Source organism: Myroides sp. ZB35, from assembly GCF_001865835.1.
GTDB lineage: Bacteria > Bacteroidota > Bacteroidia > Flavobacteriales > Flavobacteriaceae > Flavobacterium > Flavobacterium odoratimimum.
Genome location: NZ_CP017769.1, coordinates 3,569,874 through 3,591,918, shown reverse-complemented (window position 1 = coordinate 3,591,918; position 22,045 = coordinate 3,569,874). Strand labels below are relative to the sequence as shown.

The 22,045-nt window shown below is 33.2% G+C and carries 13 protein-coding genes and 2 pseudogenes; 11 read left to right on the top strand and 4 right to left on the bottom strand.

All coding sequences use genetic code 11. The features are described 5' to 3' along the window. The first annotated feature begins 29 nt into the window (after positions 1-29). Complete coding sequence (locus tag BK054_RS18675) at positions 30-245, top strand: hypothetical protein (protein ID WP_225581824.1); 216 nt, start codon at positions 30-32, stop codon at positions 243-245. Positions 246-329: 84 nt separating this feature from the next. Here the strand turns inward: BK054_RS18675 and BK054_RS15865 are convergent, their stop codons facing one another. Further along, positions 330-1,499 carry an ATP-binding protein gene (locus tag BK054_RS15865; RefSeq protein ID WP_006258112.1) on the bottom strand — a complete coding sequence of 390 codons (1,170 nt, stop codon included), beginning with the start codon at positions 1,497-1,499 and terminating at the stop codon, positions 330-332. A gap of 680 nt (positions 1,500-2,179) precedes the next feature. Next, positions 2,180-2,283 (bottom strand): annotated as a pseudogene (locus tag BK054_RS18670) (IS200/IS605 family transposase); the annotation flags it as partial. A gap of 275 nt (positions 2,284-2,558) precedes the next feature. On the opposite strand from BK054_RS18670, the gene BK054_RS15860 reads away from it, so the two are divergent. The 7 genes and pseudogenes from BK054_RS15860 to BK054_RS15835 all read left to right on the top strand — a co-directional run. Further along, positions 2,559-3,875, top strand: coding sequence for a gliding motility-associated C-terminal domain-containing protein (locus tag BK054_RS15860; protein WP_006265581.1), 1,317 nt, complete (start codon positions 2,559-2,561; stop codon positions 3,873-3,875). Positions 3,876-3,886: 11 nt separating this feature from the next. Beyond that, positions 3,887-4,819, top strand: a complete 933-nt coding sequence (locus tag BK054_RS15855; protein WP_006263894.1) for a type IX secretion system membrane protein PorP/SprF — start codon at positions 3,887-3,889, stop codon at positions 4,817-4,819. A gap of 11 nt (positions 4,820-4,830) precedes the next feature. Continuing rightward, positions 4,831-6,786 (top strand): OmpA family protein, encoded by a 1,956-nt coding sequence (locus tag BK054_RS15850; RefSeq protein ID WP_016649207.1) that lies wholly within the window; start codon positions 4,831-4,833, stop codon positions 6,784-6,786. Positions 6,787-8,818: 2,032 nt separating this feature from the next. Next, positions 8,819-13,090, top strand: a complete 4,272-nt coding sequence (locus BK054_RS18665) for a hypothetical protein (RefSeq protein ID WP_410503910.1) — start codon at positions 8,819-8,821, stop codon at positions 13,088-13,090. A gap of 19 nt (positions 13,091-13,109) precedes the next feature. Then, positions 13,110-15,527: a hypothetical protein gene (locus tag BK054_RS15840; protein ID WP_071307519.1), complete on the top strand. Its 2,418-nt coding sequence runs from the start codon at positions 13,110-13,112 to the stop codon at positions 15,525-15,527. Positions 15,528-15,844: 317 nt separating this feature from the next. Continuing rightward, positions 15,845-15,973, top strand: coding sequence for a hypothetical protein (locus BK054_RS18660; RefSeq protein WP_230493084.1), 129 nt, complete (start codon positions 15,845-15,847; stop codon positions 15,971-15,973). A 73-nt stretch (positions 15,974-16,046) separates the two neighbouring features. Beyond that, a pseudogene (locus BK054_RS15835) lies at positions 16,047-16,235 on the top strand (transposase); the annotation flags it as partial. 392 nt (positions 16,236-16,627) lie between these two features. On the opposite strand, the gene BK054_RS15830 reads toward BK054_RS15835, so the two are convergent. Together BK054_RS15830 and BK054_RS15820 are read right to left on the bottom strand one after the other, a co-directional pair. Continuing rightward, entirely contained in the window at positions 16,628-17,509 is an 882-nt protein-coding gene (locus BK054_RS15830) for an AraC family transcriptional regulator (RefSeq protein WP_071307517.1), read from the bottom strand. Between the two features lie 1,075 nt (positions 17,510-18,584). Continuing rightward, positions 18,585-19,436 (bottom strand): RteC domain-containing protein, encoded by an 852-nt coding sequence (locus tag BK054_RS15820; RefSeq protein ID WP_058699847.1) that lies wholly within the window; start codon positions 19,434-19,436, stop codon positions 18,585-18,587. A 195-nt stretch (positions 19,437-19,631) separates the two neighbouring features. Here BK054_RS15820 and BK054_RS15815 point away from each other — a divergent pair, with 195 nt between their 5' ends. The 3 genes from BK054_RS15815 (at position 19,632) to BK054_RS15800 (ending at position 22,002) form a co-directional block, all read left to right on the top strand. Next, positions 19,632-19,943 carry a hypothetical protein gene (locus BK054_RS15815; protein ID WP_006258099.1) on the top strand — a complete coding sequence of 104 codons (312 nt, stop codon included), beginning with the start codon at positions 19,632-19,634 and terminating at the stop codon, positions 19,941-19,943. 630 nt (positions 19,944-20,573) lie between these two features. After that, positions 20,574-21,359, top strand: coding sequence for a sensor histidine kinase (locus BK054_RS15805; RefSeq protein WP_071307516.1), 786 nt, complete (start codon positions 20,574-20,576; stop codon positions 21,357-21,359). Then, positions 21,322-22,002: a response regulator transcription factor gene (locus tag BK054_RS15800; RefSeq protein ID WP_071307515.1), complete on the top strand. Its 681-nt coding sequence runs from the start codon at positions 21,322-21,324 to the stop codon at positions 22,000-22,002. The genes BK054_RS15805 and BK054_RS15800 overlap by 38 nt, the downstream gene beginning before the upstream one ends. Positions 22,003-22,045: the final 43 nt, after the last annotated feature.

The following is a 22,045-nucleotide window of genomic DNA, read 5'->3' as shown; positions in this document are numbered from 1 at the left end:
TAATACAGTGATTTTCAGAAGATATTGATTTGATTATTGACCAGCGTTTGCTGGGGTTTGGTAAGCTTGATTCTAAAACACAAATTAAAAAACTTAGAAAAGCTTCTGGAGGATTTATTATTAATGAATTTAGAGAAGAGTTAATACATCAATTAACTGAGTTGGGAGTAGATCCGAATTTATATGAAATTAAGCACACAGCACGTCAATGTAGAGACGATTTATCAACCGTGTCACACAGATAACATCCACAATCATATAGGCGTAAGGTGTTACGCCCATATGATTGTGTGCTGATCACATCCGTAAACAACAAAAGCACAAAAAAATTAATACAATAATCCAAATTGCCATAAAGGAATAACATTCAGAAAGCCAGTTTCTATATCATCTTTTACAACATAACTGTTCTCAATATTTTTAATTTGTTTTTGGCTTTTGTTTTTGCCTCCTATTTCAAAGGTTATATTCTCAATTAAGAAATCTGAGTCAGCAGAAGATATAACATTATGTTTTACTCGTGTCTGATTTAAGAAGAATGTTTCACGAATATTTCCAATATTTGAAGAATCACTTGCTAGGTTGTAAATCAAATTGGTATTGTCTAGATAGATTTTATCTACCTTGCCTAATCCTCTAATTCCCCCAGTATTGTTACGTAGTTGAGTGATTAGCCCAGCTTCTTCAATGTATAGACAATAGTCAGCAATATTATTTCTACTTACAGATAGCATTTCAGCTATTTTACTCATATTAGGTTTAAAAGGAGCACTTTGAGAAACGATAGCTAATAATTGTTTTAATTTTCTACCTGTAGCCACATTCATATTAGCATACATTGGAATATCATTCTCTAAAGTCTGATTAATTATCTGAGCCAAACGAATATCAAAGTCTTGTTCTAAGGCAAAAGGATAATAACCTTTCTTTAAGTAATCAGTATAGTATAATAAAGGCCTTTCTATCTCTGGAATATTAACCTTATGCTGTAGTACTTCTTGTAATGTATATGTTTTAGCAGAAATGTTATGAAATAGTTTCAGATACTCTCGAAAAGACAAACCTTGCATATTATAGATAATAGCTCTACGACTTAAATCAGAAGCTCCCTTTTTAATATCAAGTACAGATGAGCCCGTAAATACAACTTTTAAATTTTTATGGTAATCATAAATCAGTTTGAGGTCTTTTGCCCAATCAGGGTATTTATGAATTTCATCAATAAATAAATACTTGCCTCCAAACTTGACAAAGGTATCAACTAACTCAATGATTTTATTATCCACAAAATAAAAGTCCTCTGCGGTAATGTAAAGTGTTTCTGTAGGACTTAAATTCTGTTTGATATATTGCAGGACAAGAGTAGTCTTACCTACACCACGGGGACCAATTAGACCTATCATTCGATTTTCCCAATTGATTTGATTATATATGTAGCGAAAGAAATCTGTGTTAGCCTCATTGATTAACTTGTTTGAATACTCAAATAACCGTTCCATACTGTTTATTTTATTACAAATATAAGTATAAATGCACTCACATAGTGCATTTGTTTTAAATAAATGCACTATGTGAGTGCTATTTTATCTTTTTTTGTTGTTACGGATTGTAAATCTGAGCCATCGGGAGTTAATTGAGCCTTGAAAAGCGATAAGTAAATAATCGAGTAGGAGGCTGAAGAAATAATCTTCAGCCACCTACTCGATTATTTGATTTAACTCGTTTATAGGCTAAATTCAGATTTGAGAGACTTAGGATTTGTTCTAGTAAATCTAACTGTCCTAATTGTACTTCCATGAGGTTGTTTTCAGTTATCCCAATAAAAGTCTGCTACTGCTTGATAGCTCTCGGGTTCTGGCCTATCATTGTTGTCAAGGTAGTTATCAATATTAACCGATATTTTCTGCATTCTTCCCTTCATTAGGTAACATTTATTTACTACTCACTTAATTAAGTTCGGTCCTTCTGTGTTTTGTAAGACTTCTTGGTATTGCCAAGCTTGTTGCAACACATACTATGACCTCTGCTGACTTCTTACAGCTATTGTTATCCGTAGTTCTGTAAAAAAAACTCCCTACGTCTGTAAGACCTCTCCAGGTAAGAACAATAACTTTCACCTCATGTACCTGCTATATTTACCCGCATATCTCTGTACAGTTTGGGACTTCAGTTTGGGCTACAACCTTATCCGATACTCTATATGAAGATGAACATGATCCTTTGATACCACACCTTTTAAATTTGAATATCTTCTACTAGACTGATTTGAATAATAAAAATACGATAAAATCAAATTTTAAATAGAAATACTTTGAAATGTTTTTTAAAATAGTTTTTTATAAATGATTATTTGTTTTTTTATTAATATTTTTTATGTTTTTTAATTTTTTATTATTTAAGTTATCCTTGTAGGTGTGTTTTGTTATTTTGTTTTTTAATTTTTTTTAATTAAATTTATGTAAATTTTAATAAATATGTTTTATTGGGATTCGATATGTTTTTTAAGTATAGTAGTACTGAATAATAGAAAGGAAAATTAACCATTTAATAAAATTTATATGAGTCAGAATTATTTCAACTTAACCTTCTTGCTGTTTATTTGCTTTAATATCTTATCTTATGGACAAGGTGAATCGGAGCATATTAAGCTAGTGAATACTGGTTTATTCAGTGTTCTCCCAGAAACCATTGTGTCTACTCGTCTTGATTTTACAAATACAGCTTCTGGTGTTTTTGTGAATGATGGGAGTATATATTATTATAAGGATTTTACAAATGATGGCTATTATGGGATTTCTTCTTTTACGAAGAGTTCTTCTACTTTTTTTATTTTATCTAATTCTGGCTTAGCCAAGCGAATCGCTGGAAATAGTTTGGCTTCTTTTTACAATATTGAATTTTCTAGCGAATTAAATGGTATTGCTTTTGATTTAAGTAACAATATTGATATTTCGGGTTTGGCTCATTTTAAAAATGGTATTGTAAAAGTAGATTCAACAAAAAATAGAGCTACTTCAGTGTCTAAAGGTATGGTTACTTTCTTGGCTGGGGCTCAACATGAGAATGTTGGTAATCATAGTTATATTGAGGGAAAAGTGGAGAAAATAGGAAATGAAAATTTTGAATATCCTATCGGAGATCAAAATTTTTATCGAGCAGCATCCATTGGCGCACCCCAAGATGTTCTCGATGCAGTAGTGGCAGAGTATAAATTAAATGATGCTGCTTTCTTTGCTGATCGAAAATTAGGTACAGGTGTGGTGAAGGAAGTGAATACTAAAGAGTACTGGAAACTGGAAGGAAAGTTAAAGGAGGAAGAAACTGTCATTTTATCCTTGACTTGGGATGAAAATACCACGTTACCTTCCTTGTTGAAAAATCCAGAAAAAGAACTTCATATCATTCGCTGGGATGAAAAGCAAAAGATTTGGGTTGATGAAGGAGGAGTGGTAGATATGTCCACCCGTACAGTTACAACACCAGCAAAAATTAAAAAGTTTGGTTATTTCACACTAGGAACCGTACATGATGATTGGATTCTATATGATGGAGTTGTCATCTATAATTTAGTGACACCCAATGGAGACGGGAAAAACGACTACTTTATTATTGACAATATCCAAAAATATCCCAATAATCGCGTTGAAATCTATAACCGTTGGGGGGTAAAGGTGTTTGAAACCACGCAATACGACCCGAATGGCGATGGAAGTAGCAATGTATTTGCAGGATATTCAGACGGTAAGATTACCATAGATAAAAAGAAGAAGTTACCAAGCGGAACGTACTACTATATTGTGACGTATGAATACAAAGATGCCAACGGTAGTCGCATGATCAAGAAAGCCGCTAACTTACATTTAGAGACCAATTAAACCACAAGTAAATGAAAGCAAGTAAAATAGTAAAAACGATAGTTTTTGGAGGTGTAGGTTTGTTGGGAGTAGCGCAATTGTATGGTCAACAAGATCCGCAGTATACCCAATATATGTACAATCACTCCAATATTAACCCTGCTTATGCTGGGAGTAGAGAAGGATTGAATATTTTTGGTTTGTATCGTACCCAATGGGTGGGTTTAGAAGGAGCACCTAAAACAGCTACTTTAGCTGTGAATACACCACTTGGTGAATCTGGTTTGGGCTTAGGAGTAAGCTTTACAAACGACCATCTAGGGGTGATGGATGATAATACGTTTGCTGTAGATTTATCCTATGCGGTAGACCTAAATTACCAATATAAATTAGCCTTTGGTCTGAAAGGATCAGCCAATTTATTGGATGTTAATTACAGTAAATTACACATTTATAACCCAACAGATCCCGTAGCTGAAGACGATATTAAGAATGAATTCACACCGAATGTTGGGGCAGGTTTCTTCTTGTATTCCGATAAAGCCTACGTCGGATTATCTGCGCCAAATTTATTGACAAGAACGCGCTATGACGATAATGAAGTAAAGACCATGCGTCAAAAGATGCACTTGTATTTAACAGGGGGTTACGTTTTTGAGTTAAATCCAAATTTGAAGTTTAAGCCAGCGACCATGCTCAAAATGGAACAAGGATCTCCATTGCAAGTGGATGTAAGTGCAAACTTTATGTTTTTGGATAAACTTACTCTTGGAGCAGCTTATCGCTGGGACGCTTCTGTCAGTGGACTTGTAGGATTCCAAGTGTCAGAAAATATTTTTGTAGGTTATAGTTATGATGCAGAAACAAGTAAGTTAGCGCGTTATAATTCAGGCTCTCACGAGATATTTATGCGTTTTAGTTTGTTTAACAGCTACAAGCGCGTTGCTGCGCCGAGGTTCTTCTAAAAGAAAGTATTATGGTAAAACAAATCATACGAGTTGGAATATTGATTCTTGCCTTGAGTCTTGGACAGTTAAGCTATTGTCAGATTAAGAAAGAAAAGCAAGCGGATAAAAGCTTTGATCGAACCGCCTATATTGATGCCATTCAGATTTATGAAGGAATGGTAGAAAAAGGATATGTCAATGGTTCTATTCTACAAAATTTAGCGGATGCTAATTATTTCAATGGAAAATTGTTAGAAGCGAATAAATGGTATACCGAATTGTTTGAAGGACAATACGAAGATAAAAACTTAGGACAACTACCATCTGAATATTACTACCGCTATAGTCAGACTTTAAAAGCAGTCAAGAATTACGAGAAAGCAGATGAATTGATGGAACAATTCTCGCGCATCGAAAAGGAGGATCAAAGAGTAACGGAGTACAACAAAGATAGAGCCTATCTCTCGCGTATTGAAAAGTATGTGAACCAATATGAAGCTGAACTATTGCAGATAAACAGTGCGTTCTCTGATTATGGAGGAACAATTATAGGAAATGATTTTGTCTTTACTTCGGCTCGAGCAACGGATCATCAGCATAAACTCAAGATTCACTCCTGGACCAATGAGGGCTATACAAGTTTGTATCGTGCAAAAATAGACGGAAGTGGAATGGCAAATCCAGAACGCTTTCCTCTAGATGAAGCGCCTTATGTCAATGACGCAACGGCTGTGTTTAACCAAGATGGTACCATCATGTTCTTTACAAGAAATAATGCGAAATCCAATGGTAAAAGTAAACAAAACAAAGATCACAACTCATCGTTGAAAATTTATAGAGCATTAAAGCAAACGGATGGGTCGTGGGGACGAGTACTGGAATTGCCCTTTAATTCGGATAATTTCAATACAGCCCATCCGGCTTTAACTCCTGATGATAAATGGCTGTATTTTGCCTCTGATCGAGATGGAGCTATAGGACAATCCGATTTGTATCGTGTGGCTGTGTTTAAAAATGATGGCTATGGTCCAGTAGAAAACCTCGGTCCAAGCATCAATACAGAAGGAAGAGAGAATTTTCCTTTTATTTCATCAGACAATCAACTCTATTTTGCTTCTGATGGATATCCAGGTCTAGGAGGAATGGACGTATTTGTTACCCAACTCAATGGCGATGGTACTTTTGGTCCAATTGTCAATATGGGAGAACCCATCAATAGTAGTATGGACGATTTTGGTTTTTACTTGAAAGATGGTACTGGATTTGTGAGTTCCAATCGTGCGGGTGGAATGGGATCAGACGATATCTATAAATTGACAGAACGATCATGTGTTAAAAAAGTGGAAGGGAAAGTGTATGATATTGAAACGAAAGAAGTACTTGCTAATGCCAAAATTGTCGTTTCAGATGGGCTATACGAAAAGAGTACTACATTGCAAAGCAATGATAAAGGACAGTTTACAATTTCAGATTTAGGGTGCGGTATAAAATACCGTATCAGACCTGAAAAAGAAGCTTATAACACAGTAGAATTGGTGTTTTCATTTGAGCGTGATTCAGAGGTAAAAACGTTTGATATTGGTTTAGAACGCGCAGTGAAACCTTTGCAGGTGAATGATGACTTATTTAAACGTTTACAGTTAAAACCAATTTATTTTGATTTTGATAAAACAATCATACGCAAGGATGCTGCGATTGAATTGATGAAAATCGTAGAAGTTATGCAGCAATATCCAACCATGAAAATAGACGTTCGTTCCCATACAGATAGTAGAGGAAATGATACATATAATTTGAACCTATCTGATCGCCGTGTAAAAGCCACTATTGAGTGGATGACTAAACAAGGTATCGAAGCTAGTCGTCTGACTGGACGCGGCTATGGAGAAACACAATTGCTCAATGGTTGTAGCAATGGCGAACATTGTACAGATGCAGAGCATCAAGTCAATAGACGAAGTGAATTTATTATTAAAGAAATTTAAAATATAGGGAAATATAATTTAAACAACTAATCACATGAAAAAGAAATGGATTTTATTTGGTGCTTTTTGTACCGGAACAATAAGTTACGCTCAAGTTGGAATAGGTACGGCTACTCCTAATCCTTCTTCTCAACTTGAAATAACTTCTGATAAAAGAGGTGTTCTAATCCCTCGAGTTGAATTGAAAAGTATTACTGACAATGGTACGATTACCAATGGGAATGTTGAAAGTTTATTAGTATATAACTTAACAGATTCGGGAGGTCTACAACCAGGGTATTATTTTTGGAAAGGAAATAATTGGAATCGTTTTTTGACAGAATTAGATGTTAAAGAATGGAGTAATACAAAAAATAAAAAATTTGTAGTTGAAAATGATTTACTTAAACTATATGATGAAAACGATGATGTTATTTTTATAGATATTCAAAGTTTAAATATTGTTACTACCTTAATAAAGGATGCATCAGGCAACGGCAAGTACACCTATAAAAATGAGGCAGGGACAGAGGTTGTAATAGATGTTCAGGCTGATGTGATCAATAACTTTGAAGATATCATCAATCAAACCGATGTACAGGAGATTATCAATAACATCATTAAAAACGTAGGAGGAAACGTTCACTATGACGGAAATTCCTTTACGTATGTCAATGCAGATGGAGATACAGTTACCTTGGATATGTCAACGATAATCAAGGCCAATGAAACCATTACTACCTTAGTAAAGGATGCATCAGGTAACGGCAAGTACACCTATAAAAATGAGGCAGGGACAGAGGTTGTAATAGATGTTCAGGCTGATGTGATCAATAACTTTGAAGATATCATCAATCAAACCGATGTACAGGAGATTATCAATAACATCATTAAAAACGTAGGAGGGAATGTTTACTATGACGGAAATTCCTTTACGTATGTCAATGCAGATGGAGATACAGTTACCTTGGATATGTCTACAATCATTAAGGCCAATGAAACCATTACTACCTTAGTAAAGGATGCATCAGGCAACGGTAAGTACACCTATAAAAATGAGGCAGGGACAGAGGTTGTAATAGATGTTCAGGCTGATGTGATCAATAACTTTGAAGATATCATCAACCAAACCGATGTACAGGAAATCATCAACAATATCATTAAAAACGTAGGAGGGAATGTTCACTATGACGGAAATTCCTTTACATATGTCAATGCAGATGGAGATACAGTTACCTTGGATATGTCTACAATCATTAAGGCCAATGAAACCATTACTACCTTAGTAAAGGATGCATCAGGCAACGGCAAGTACACCTATAAAAATGAGGCAGGGACAGAGGTTGTAATAGATGTTCAGGCTGATGTGATCAATAACTTTGAAGATATCATCAACCAAACCGATGTACAGGAAATCATCAACAATATCATTAAAAACGTAGGAGGGAATGTTCACTATGACGGAAATTCCTTTACATATGTCAATGCAGATGGAGATACAGTTACCTTGGATATGTCAACGATAATCAAGGCCAATGAAACCATTACTACCTTAGTAAAGGATGCATCAGGCAACGGTAAGTACACCTATAAAAATGAGGCAGGGACAGAGGTTGTAATAGATGTTCAGGCTGATGTGATCAATAACTTTGAAGATATCATCAACCAAACCGATGTACAGGAAATCATCAACAATATCATTAAAAACGTAGGAGGGAATGTTCACTATGACGGAAATTCCTTTACATATGTCAATGCAGATGGAGATACAGTTACCTTGGATATGTCAACGATAATCAAGGCCAATGAAACCATTACTACCTTAGTAAAGGATGCATCAGGCAACGGCAAGTACACCTATAAAAATGAGGCAGGGACAGAGGTTGTAATAGATGTTCAGGCTGATGTGATCAATAACTTTGAAGATATCATCAATCAAACCGATGTACAGGAGATTATCAATAACATCATTAAAAACGTAGGAGGGAATGTTTACTATGACGGAAATTCCTTTACGTATGTCAATGCAGATGGAGATACAGTTACCTTGGATATGTCTACAATCATTAAGGCCAATGAAACCATTACTACCTTAGTAAAGGATGCATCAGGTAACGGCAAGTACACCTATAAAAATGAGGCAGGGACAGAGGTTGTAATAGATGTTCAGGCTGATGTGATCAATAACTTTGAAGATATCATCAACCAAACCGATGTACAGGAAATCATCAACAATATCATTAAAAACGTAGGAGGGAATGTTCACTATGACGGAAATTCCTTTACATATGTCAATGCAGATGGAGATACAGTTACCTTGGATATGTCTACAATCATTAAGGCCAATGAAACCATTACTACCTTAGTAAAGGATGCATCAGGTAACGGCAAGTACACCTATAAAAATGAGGCAGGGACAGAGGTTGTAATAGATGTTCAGGCTGATGTGATCAATAACTTTGAAGATATCATCAACCAAACCGATGTACAGGAGATTATCAATAACATCATTAAAAACGTAGGAGGGAATGTTTACTATGACGGAAATTCCTTTACATATGTCAATGCAGATGGAGATACAGTTACCTTGGATATGTCTACAATCATTAAGGCCAATGAAACCATTACTACCTTAGTAAAGGATGCATCAGGCAACGGTAAGTACACCTATAAAAATGAGGCAGGGACAGAGGTTGTAATAGATGTTCAGGCTGATGTGATCAATAACTTTGAAGATATCATCAATCAAACCGATGTACAGGAGATTATCAATAACATCATTAAAAACGTAGGAGGAAATGTTTACTATGACGGAAATTCCTTTACGTATGTCAATGCAGATGGAGATACAGTTACCTTGGATATGTCTACAATCATTAAGGCCAATGAAACCATTACTACCTTAGTAAAGGATGCATCAGGCAACGGTAAGTACACCTATAAAAATGAGGCAGGGACAGAGGTTGTAATAGATGTTCAGGCTGATGTGATCAATAACTTTGAAGATATCATCAATCAAACCGATGTACAGGAAATCATCAACAATATCATTAAAAACGTAGGAGGGAATGTTCACTATGACGGAAATTCCTTTACATATGTCAATGCAGATGGAGATACAGTTACCTTGGATATGTCTACAATCATTAAGGCCAATGAAACCATTACTACCTTAGTAAAGGATGCATCAGGTAACGGCAAGTACACCTATAAAAATGAGGCAGGGACAGAGGTTGTAATAGATGTTCAGGCTGATGTGATCAATAACTTTGAAGATATCATCAATCAAACCGATGTACAGGAGATTATCAATAACATCATTAAAAACGTAGGAGGGAATGTTTACTATGACGGAAATTCCTTTACGTATGTCAATGCAGATGGAGATACAGTTACCTTGGATATGTCTACAATCATTAAGGCCAATGAAACCATTACTACCTTAGTAAAGGATGCATCAGGCAACGGCAAGTACACCTATAAAAATGAGGCAGGGACAGAGGTTGTAATAGATGTTCAGGCTGATGTGATCAATAACTTTGAAGATATCATCAATCAAACCGATGTACAGGAGATTATCAATAACATCATTAAAAACGTAGGAGGGAATGTTCACTATGACGGAAATTCCTTTACATATGTCAATGCAGATGGAGATACAGTTACCTTGGATATGTCTACAATCATTAAGGCCAATGAAACCATTACTACCTTAGTAAAGGATGCATCAGGTAACGGCAAGTACACCTATAAAAATGAGGCAGGGACAGAGGTTGTAATAGATGTTCAGGCTGATGTGATCAATAACTTTGAAGATATCATCAACCAAACCGATGTACAGGAGATTATCAATAACATCATTAAAAACGTAGGAGGGAATGTTTACTATGACGGAAATTCCTTTACGTATGTCAATGCAGATGGAGATACAGTTACCTTGGATATGTCTACAATCATTAAGGCCAATGAAACCATTACTACCTTAGTAAAGGATGCATCAGGCAACGGCAAGTACACCTATAAAAATGAGGCAGGGACAGAGGTTGTAATAGATGTTCAGGCTGATGTGATCAATAACTTTGAAGATATCATCAATCAAACCGATGTACAGGAGATTATCAATAACATCATTAAAAACGTAGGAGGGAATGTTCACTATGACGGAAATTCCTTTACATATGTCAATGCAGATGGAGATACAGTTACCTTGGATATGTCTACAATCATTAAGGCCAATGAAACCATTACTACCTTAGTAAAGGATGCATCAGGTAACGGCAAGTACACCTATAAAAATGAGGCAGGGACAGAGGTTGTAATAGATGTTCAGGCTGATGTGATCAATAACTTTGAAGATATCATCAACCAAACCGATGTACAGGAGATTATCAATAACATCATTAAAAACGTAGGAGGGAATGTTTACTATGACGGAAATTCCTTTACGTATGTCAATGCAGATGGAGATACAGTTACCTTGGATATGTCTACAATCATTAAGGCCAATGAAACCATTACTACCTTAGTAAAGGATGCATCAGGCAACGGCAAGTACACCTATAAAAATGAGGCAGGGACAGAGGTTGTAATAGATGTTCAGGCTGATGTGATCAATAACTTTGAAGATATCATCAATCAAACCGATGTACAGGAGATTATCAATAACATCATTAAAAACGTAGGAGGGAATGTTCACTATGACGGAAATTCCTTTACATATGTCAATGCAGATGGAGATACAGTTACCTTGGATATGTCTACAATCATTAAGGCCAATGAAACCATTACTACCTTAGTAAAGGATGCATCAGGTAACGGCAAGTACACCTATAAAAATGAGGCAGGGACAGAGGTTGTAATAGATGTTCAGGCTGATGTGATCAACAACTTTGAAGATATCATCAATCAAACCGATGTACAGGAAATCATCAATAACATCATTAAAAACGTAGGAGGGAATGTTTACTATGACGGAAATTCCTTTACGTATGTCAATGCAGATGGAGATACAGTTACCTTGGATATGTCTACAATCATTAAGGCCAATGAAACCATTACTACCTTAGTAAAGGATGCATCAGGTAACGGCAAGTACACCTATAAAAATGAGGCAGGGACAGAGGTTGTAATAGATGTTCAGGCTGATGTGATCAATAACTTTGAAGATATCATCAACCAAACCGATGTACAGGAAATCATCAACAACATCATTAAAAACGTAGGAGGGAATGTTCACTATGACGGAAATTCCTTTACATATGTCAATGCAGATGGAGATACAGTTACCTTGGATATGTCTACAATCATTAAGGCCAATGAAACAGTAACAACCTTAGCAAATGCAAATGGAGTTCTTACCTATACTAATGAAGCTAATGTACCAGTAGTAGTAGATATTCCTGCTTTAGTTAAGTCTAATGAAACCTTAACGGTTCTTGAAAATATAGTAACGCAAGAGAGCGAGGAGAGTGGAGAGATTGTTGATATTTATACGCTAACCTACAAAGATGAAGCGGGAGATTTACATCCAATCGATATTAAAGTATTAGTGAAAGGAACAGAGACAGTAACTACCTTGGTTTATGATCCAATGGAGCATGTATTAACTTATAAAAATGAAAAAGGAGAAGTTACTAACTTAAAATTGACAGATTTAGTTGGTGATGGAGAATCGTTAACTAAGTTGGAATTTGATGCAGCGACCAATTCTTTACTATATACAGATGAGGATGGAATTATTCATACGATTGAAATCGAATCAATTAATAAACACCCTTGGTTAGATTCCTCAACACATAATGTCGCTACTAGTAGTACAGCTGATATTTATACTAAAGGATGGGTTGGAATTGGGTTTACTGAACCATCTGGCGCTCCTAATGAGAAGTTAAGAGTTAATGGAAGTATCACAGCTGTAAATAGTTACTATGCAGATTATGTATTTGAAAAGTATTTTGATGGGTATTCATCTTTAAAATATGATTATAATTTTAAAGGTTTAGATGCTGTTGAAGATTTTATTAAAGAAAATCGTCACTTACCTGGGATAACGCCTATTCATGAATTGAGTAAATCAGAGGACGGCTATTCTTTTAATGTTTCAGAATTATCAATTCAACTTTTAGAAAAAACAGAAGAATTGTATTTGCATATTATTGAGCAAAATAAAGAATTAGAGGAAAAGGAGTCAAGAATTAAAGAATTAGAGCAAGTTAACCAAAATGTTCAGCAAAAAGTAGAGCAATTAGAGCAAGTTAACCAAAATGTTCAACAAAAAGTAGAGCAATTAGAGAAAATGCTTCTAGACTTCATGCACAAAAACTAACTTTTTAAAATTATTAATTATGCGTTATAATAATACGATATACAAGGGAATGAAAGATATAATTTCATTACTATTGATCCTTTTTATAGGTATCTTTTCAAGTATGGCCCAAACTAATATGACTAAAATTAAAGATGGTACTATTTCTGGATCCGCTGCTGTACCTGGTTTGGGAGTAATACTTGAATTAGAAAGTGTTAATAAAGGATTTTTGACTCCAAGATTGACCACACAACAAAGAGATGCAATTGCAGTTGCCAATAGAACTGATGGTTTATTGATTTACAATAAAACAACAGGCTGTTTTAACTATTGGAGTGAAGTACAAGATACCTGGTTGAGTTTATGTGGTACGCCGCCTCCTGCTGTATTTGAAATTAGTGCAATACAATGTTCAGAGATAACGGTAAATGGAATATTTAAACAAGGAGAATATTTGAAACCTTCAAATTATTTGACTATACCTGTAACAGTAACACAAGCAGGTACCTATGATATTTTAGCTGCAACAAATAATGGTTATTATTTTTCAACTAAAGGAACTTTCCCAACCTCAGGAACATATACTTTGATTGCAGAAGGAGTAGGAACTCCTAATGTGGGCTATAATGTTGGTGAGAATGGAGATTTATTGACTATCTCATTAAACAATAAGCCTAGTACATGTGTTACTAAGTATGTCTTTGTAGACAAAGCAAGTGTTAGCTATGAAATAGATTGTAATGGTGCAATAGTTCAAGGTGACTATATGATCGGTAGATCGTTAGATGGGAATAATAAGATTGTTTTAGAGGTTGACGTGCAATCAGTAGGATATTGGAGTATATCAACTAATACAGTCAATGGTTATTCATTTAGAGGATCTGGGACATTTACGCAAATTGGAGGTCCTCAAACCATAGAATTATTGGGAACTGGAACACCAATAGTTTCAGGCTCAAATTCATTTAATTTGACTTCAAATTCTGATGCTGGTACAAGTACAAGTTGTACGGGTGTTCAAGTTGTAGTACAAGCTATTAAGTATACTGTAGATTGTTCTCAAGCAATTGTTGCTGGGGTGTATAAACAAGATGAAGCCATGACAGCTTCTAATACAGTAACGATAAAGGCTAATGTACAAGCAACCGGTGAAACCACAATTCGTACAAATACTGTGGGCGGTATTTATTTCACTTCAGGGCCACTTTCTTTTGATTCACTAGGTGAGAGGGATGTTGTATTAACAGCTGTTGGAACACCAACTACTCCGGGTGTAAATACCTTTACTTTAGATGCATCACCAGGTATGGTTGCTACTTGTGGATTTGATGTTACAATAACAGGACAACCTGTAGCTTATAGTTTAACTTGTTCTACTATAGTGGTAAATGGAACGTATGCTCCTAATATAGCCATGAATGCTACGAATACAATGACATTAAGTGTAAACGTTCAATATCCAGGTGCTTATACTATATCTACCAATACAGTAAATGGAGTGACGTTCTCAGCAAGCGGTACATTTACTTTGACCGGTACACAAGATGTAACATTACAAGCTTCAGGTACAGGTCTAACAGGAGGTACTCATCGATTTACAATTACATCAAATAGTAGTTTAGGAAGTAATACATGTAATAAAAATGTAGAGTTTGTTTATCGCAAAATAAATGTCCTTGGATTAGGAGGTGGTACCTATCAACCTGGAACGGCTAGTAATACGCAAAGTACAAGGGCTATATTACAATCACCTGCGAATTTTGGACCTACAGGAAAAGTTCAAGTAGATGGTATTACGATTGTTAATGGAGGTACAGGACAAGGAGCTACATTGAGAAATAACATCAATAATAATAAAATAGACGTAATTGTAATTGGTTATAATTACTTACCATCAGCAGCATCGATTGCCATTTTAGAAGACTTTGTTAAAAATAAGAAAGGGGTATTGATTCACTCTCAAGAGAATGATGCTACAGGGGCTAGGGATTTAATTAATGCAATAGCAAACTCTGCAACTACTAATGTATCAGGTACTGGAACTACTTATATCAATCCAATTTTAAATATGGATAATATATTGCTAAATGGGCCTTTTGGAGACATCCGAGGTAAAGCAGGAGGAAGTGATGTGAATAATTCTTATTACGTAACAGGTTTTTCGAATGAATATACTAGCTTTTCTCATCAACAAGGTAATACTTCTCGTTCTTGGTTGATTAAGCACAATACACTAGGATATATTTATGTTGGTGATTCTGGATGGACCTCTGGTGATGCTACTAATAGTTCGACAACTATTTGGCCAGCTGCTATGACAGCAGGAGGATTGCCAATCTCTAAAGCATATAATGGAGGTACTTTGGTTTATAATAGTATTTTATACGCTAATATTATGACTTGGGCTATCCAATATGTACAAGAGAATACAAATGTAGATTATATAGTTCCATAGCGAATGCAATGAATAATAATTGAAAAAAATAAGCTTGATTAATTCAAGCTTATTTTTTTATATTGAAGTCATCTTGATTTTTTAGTTCTATCACCAATAGTGTCCTAAACGTTAAAAAAAAAGCAAAAAAAAAGAGTGAATTAAGAATCTCAAATTATATTTGAGTTGCACACCAAAAAACACTCTCTATGACAAATGTAACTTTATTTTCTCAAATAATCCAAAAACTAAATCCTTCAAAGTTTAAGAAAATCGTAAAGGAAAAGTAAACAGATAAATATAACAAGGGCTTTGATAGTTGGAGTCATTTAATCTCTATGTTATTTTGCCATTTTGCTCGAAGTAAATATGTTCTTGATATTAGTAATGGACTTCGCTCTGCTATTGGAAACTTAAATTATTTAGGTTTAAGTATAGCAGAATCTAAATCAGCGGTAAGTTATTAGAATAAAAAAGATCCTATGAGCTCTTTAAAGAGTATTATTTTGTTTTGCTCGAAAGTTTAGTGTCCAGATGATAAAAAGATCAGTAATTGAAACTGTTAACGATGAATTAAAAAATGTATGTCAGGTAGAACACTCTAGACATAGATCGCCTATTAATTTCTTTACTAACCTTATCGCTGGAATTATTACATATCATTTCTTGCCTAAGAAACTTGACATAAGATATGAGAAAGTAAAAACTAATCAATTAGCCTTGTTATAATCGAACTCAGGTATTTAAGAAAATCAATCAATATGGGAGATCACTTTTAGGCTTTAAAACAAAAGTAAACACTGTATTATAGGAAAAATACATATCCACAACTCTTGAGCTTGATTCAAAAAAGAGGCTCCTATTTAGAAGCCTCTAAAATCAATTGTTGTTTATTAGCTCATTTATGAGCTACTTGAAAAAAGTGTGAGTTTTGTAGTTACTTCTTTTAAATCTAGTAACAAAGATTAAGTTGAGAATTAATAATGACTTATTCTCTTGATTAAAACATGTAAATTAAAAATAATAACTTTATCGCTTCCTGCATTTACTGCTTTAACAACAATGCAAAGCTAATTCTTGAACTCTTATTCAAGCTTATATAAAAACGAATAAAAACTGCGTTAATCACCATTCTCTTTATATTTATTTCTGAATTGCAAAGGAGTTAGACCTGTTTTTCTTTTAAAAAATACTGTTAGATGATTAGCTTCTTTAAATTTTAGTTTAAATGATATTTCATTTATGTGTAAATCTTTATATAATAACAATCTCTTAATTTCCATAATCATTCTTTCTGATACCCAGGCATAAGGAGTGATATTATCAGTTTTTTTAAATGCATATTCAATTGATCGAACACTTAGTTTTAATTCAGAGGCATACATTTTTACAGTCATACTTTTATCTATCTTATTATTAACTAAATGTTTGAAATTAGATACAATTAACTTATCGTGTGAAATATTTAGCTGTTGAGTAGTAGATTTATCAATAGCATTTTCTAAAATTAGTAATGTATTGAAAAGGTAATTATTTAAAATATATTGCTGTTTAGGGTAAAAACTTTTGTTTAACTCTTTTTTGATAAGTGTAAATAATAAAGTTAATTCTTCATACTGCCCACTTATATCAATTGACTGTAAATGATCAGTTAAATCAAAAAGTTTTGTATTATAGAAAAACTGAAAATGTAGCTCATCAATACAAAAGAATTCTTCAGTAAACATCAAAATCTCAGACTTATAATTTATAGGCTGACAATATTGCTCTACCTGATTCTTTGAGACTATTAAAACTCGTTTAGGAGCGACATCAATTGAAACAGAATCTAAATAATATGTTCCTTGTCCTTCCAAAAACAGATGAATACAAAAAAAAGTTAATTTATGAGGATAAAACAAGTGTTGATCCCTAATTTGTACTAATTTATTAACATCTTTGCAGTTGATGTATAATCTATTGTTAAATCGGTGAAGAAAAGGTTCCAAAGGTAACTTATTCATAAGTAAAAACAGTAGTGTTTGTTTTAGAGTAATCTCAATAATGACTAATATTACTCATTATTTTCTTTGTACAAAAGAAAAGAAAATTAGCTATACAATCTTATATTTTAACGAAAGTAATATGTATATCCCCACAAATAAAAGAGTAATTTGAGATAGAGTCTTTAAATATACCTATCTACCCCTGAGTAAGAGTTTTTTGTGAGATCTAAATATTATTGTACAGTGTTTGAGATTAACTTTTTGTAGTTATAAGTATGTAGATCCGAAATGTTTTTTTTCAGTTTGCAAAAAATATAAATTATAATAGCTTGTAATAAATACAGCATAAATCCCTTTCTTTCAATGTAAAAGCTTTATTTGATTACTCTGGTTGATAAAAACAAGTACACGCCCATTAACGTTTGATTAAGCTTGTTTTAAATAATGCCAAATAGAGAATAAAAACTTTTATCTATATCGCAGGGTGATTAAGATAAATTAAATTGATGCAAACTACTAAGGTTAAATATCAAACAAGGTTTACTGAGAAATCGATTTCACTTAGATTATCTGTATATACTTGTAGCTTAAATCACTAGGATAGAGCATTTCATATCCTTGAATGCTAGTTAACTGATTCTTTGTTAGACTTATAAAATTATTATATTAGGATTGTGTTGATTCTGTTTTATACTTAATTACCCAATAACTAAATGTTGCTGACTTAATTCCTACATTTTTACATTTTTTGCTTGTTTTAATGCACTTGCTTTGTAATGCTTTACAATAGTTACTTTATTGATCATAAAAATAAGCAAGAAGTTAGTATAAGTCAAAGAACCTTTAAATATACAAAAAAGGTTTGGAAAGCTTCAGAGTTGGTTTATGAACAAACCGGTTGCGAGTCATTAATCTCTATAGAGCAAGAGAAACAAAGATTAAAACAAGTTTATAACACTAACTCAGTATTTGCAGATATTACCTATAGTTAGGTATGATTGTATGCTACAATAAAAACATCTAATATTTTATTAGATATTAACAGAATTTAAAGTGGGGCTATCTTATAAAGACTAGCCCCACTTTGCTTTTTTTAACCTTTGTATGGCTGATCTTGATCCATGTAATCCTCAAGAGACTGTTTTAGTTTATCTAGAAACATAGTCCTTGAATAACTTCTTGTTTTCATGCGGTGAAAGGTGTGGTGAATATTATCTGAGATATTAATTTGGAAAACTTGCCCTAAAGCTTTTGATAGTTTTTTTATTTTAACCTTACCATGATTTACAGATTTTGTCACATACAAGGCATATATTAGTTCTATTAATGCGCTATTTGATTCAGACCAGGTTATAGCGTTTTGGGTGGCTGTACCTATAAGGGAATTGTAAGAGGTTGTTTTATTGTTTAAATACGCACTTAGAAGTTCATAGGTTATAATACGTGCTATTTTATAATCATAAAAGGTTGAGAATTTAGGGTTTATTTCAAAACTAAAACTATTTACCAGATGTGTTTTATTTATGTGCCCTGTTGTAAAGTATTCTATATCTCTATGTGAAGCCTTTGTTTTATAATATTTATAGATATCACTATATAGGTGGTATTTTTTATATTCACTGTGGAGTTGTTTTAGTTTTTCTTGAAAGTATATCTTAGCAGATACTATATCACTTGGAGACTCGCACTTAAAACCGTATAATTTATTGTAGAAGATAAGCTTTCCAAGAATTAAAGGTTTAATGTTTTTAAAAAAATCAATTTCTTGCTCTTGACTGGTAAAACCATAAACAAGAACTTGTTTTTTGATTTGTTTTAAAACAGCTTTTAAAAACTCGATCATTTCTAATGTACTTGAAATAGAAACAGATTCTAATGCCCCTAGTTCAGCTTCTTTTTTGATAATCTGACTAAGGGCATTTTTTGTTGTTGTTGTTTGATTCATGAGTTGTAATTTTTATTAAGGTTGGTTTTGTTTTTAGATTTATCATAAATGTTGGTTTTTGGATAACTGTGCTAAATAAGTAAAAATATTAATCTTAATCAATACGTATTTATACGTATAATTACGTAAAAATACGTATTGACTTTATAGTTTAAAGTATTAAACTTTATGGATTAATTATAAATCAGTATTTTTATGAAAATTTCAAATCAAAGTGGTCAAGTGATTACAAAACAAAAAGCTATTGAGTATATCACTGAGTTTAAAGCTCAGTATCCAGATGCGATAAATAGCTATTATGTAGGGATAGATAAACTACAAGCGCTTTTGAGTCAAACCAATTGTATAGGTATGCGTATCTATCCAGGGCTCAATAAACAAACCGCTTTAACCAATATGGTTTTAGTAGGAGTAGATCAAAAAGGGCAGGATATTAGCGATGGAATTATCCTAGAGGAATTAATCACTTGTCCTCCTGCTTGTTCGTATGATAATACTTTGGGATAAAAGCAAGCTTTATGTATCAATGGGGGTAATAGTATTAACTTTATTGTTTGGAATTATACCCTTTTGTCTTTACTTGTATAAAAGGCGAAAGGGTATTAATTGTGATAAAGCTTATTTGGGAATTGTTTTATTGTTTTTTATTGCTTCTTTGTACGAGACAATAGCAAGTCTTATTTTAAAGATTAATGTTCTTGTTTGGTTCCAAGTTTATTCCCTTTTAGAGTTTATAGCTCTGTTTTACCTTTTTATAAACTTATTAAATAGAAAACCAAAGGCTTACTTTTACCTGTCTTTAGGTCTTTTTGTAATAGTTTATCTGTTTTCATTCCGCTTTTTAACAAACCATCATTTTCTGGTATCAAAAACTATAAATAAGGTCTTTGTGATGATTTTTGTGATTGTTTCTAGTTTTATTGTAATTAATCAGAATTTTATTCAAAAAACAAGTCTAAGACTCTTTAAAAGGGCTGATTTTTATATGGTAATAGGCCTTTTTGTTTATTATAGTGTGACTATACCTTTGTTTGTGTTGTGTAGTTATAGAGTGGATAACAAATTATATTTTTTAGATTATTGGTTAATTAATATTCTAGGGAGCTTAACCCTTAGAATTGTAATATCTATTGTAATATGGAAAATAAAATAACGCTTATCTTTTGGCTGGCCACAATCTCGGCCACTGCTTTGTGTGGTGTGGTTATAGCTATTGTGATATTATATCAGAAAAATCTTAAGGAGTATCAAATCAAACTTTTAAACAACCGACTTAGTATTATTTTAGAAGCTGAGCACAAGGAAAGAGCTCGCATCTCAAGAGAACTTCACGATGGGGTGTGTAACGAGTTGGCATGTGTGTTAAGTTATCTACAGATAATAAAACTCTATCAAGATAAAAAGACAAAAAAAGATGCCTTAAAACAGATAAAGAAAATAACTTTAAACACTTATAAGCAGCTTCAAGAGCTGAGTTATCATTTATCTCCACCTTATATTGAGGATAATCCTTTAGAGTGTATTTTATCTGATTATATAGGCCGAATTAACAAGACAAGTAGTATTGAGTTTAGTTATCACTATGAGCCAGTTAGTTTTGAGTTAGATCAAAATGTAAAACTAACTTTTTATAGAGTAGTTCAAGAGCTGATACAAAACATCATAAAGCACAGCGGGGCTAGTAAGGTAAGTTTAAGACTTCTTTGGGATAAGGGTAAACTTATCTTATTAATTAGTGATAATGGAATAGGCTATGATTCTGATATAAAAAGTGATAACGCCCAAAAAGGTATAGGTCTTAGTAATATACATGCTAGATTAAAACAAATTAATGCTGATTTTAGGCATATAAGAGAAGAGAATTCAAATGCAATAGGTATTTATTATGCAAAGCAAAATAATAAAAGTAGCAATAGTGGATGATCACACAGTCTTTCGAGATGGTTTTGAATTGATCATATCTAAGATTAGCTCTGTAGAGGTGGTCTTAAAAAGTTCTAATGGGTTAAAATTATTACAAGGCTTAAAGACAATAGAGGTTGATATTGTGTTTTTAGATATTCAGATGCCTAAAATGGATGGTTATCAAACAGTGGCAGAGTTAAATAAAACTTATCCTTCTTTAAAGGTAATTATACTTTCTAGCTTTTATGATCATCATAGTATCGCTAGAATGCTTAAGTTTAATATCTCAGGATACTTAAGTAAAAAAGCCAAATCTAAGGATATTGAAAAAGCTATTTTAACAGTTAACAAATCATTAGAGTATTTTGGTAAAAGGGTTAGAAAGGTTCTAATAAAACTTAGCTTTGATATAGAAAACACCACATGTGTTTTCTCCCAAAGAGAATTAGAAATTATAACTCTTAGCGCTAGACAGCTTAGCTCCTCTGAAATAGCTGATAGCTTACATATTAGTTGTAGGACAGTTGAAAAACACAAAGAAGGTTTACTTGAAAAAACAGGATCTTATAATTTTACAGGTGTTGTTTTATATGCAATTTCAATGCATTATATTAAAAAACAGGATTTTATAAACAGTTATAAAACCTCTAAAAGAAAATGAATTATAAAAAAAAACTAACTAGCCTACAGCAAAAAAGATGTAA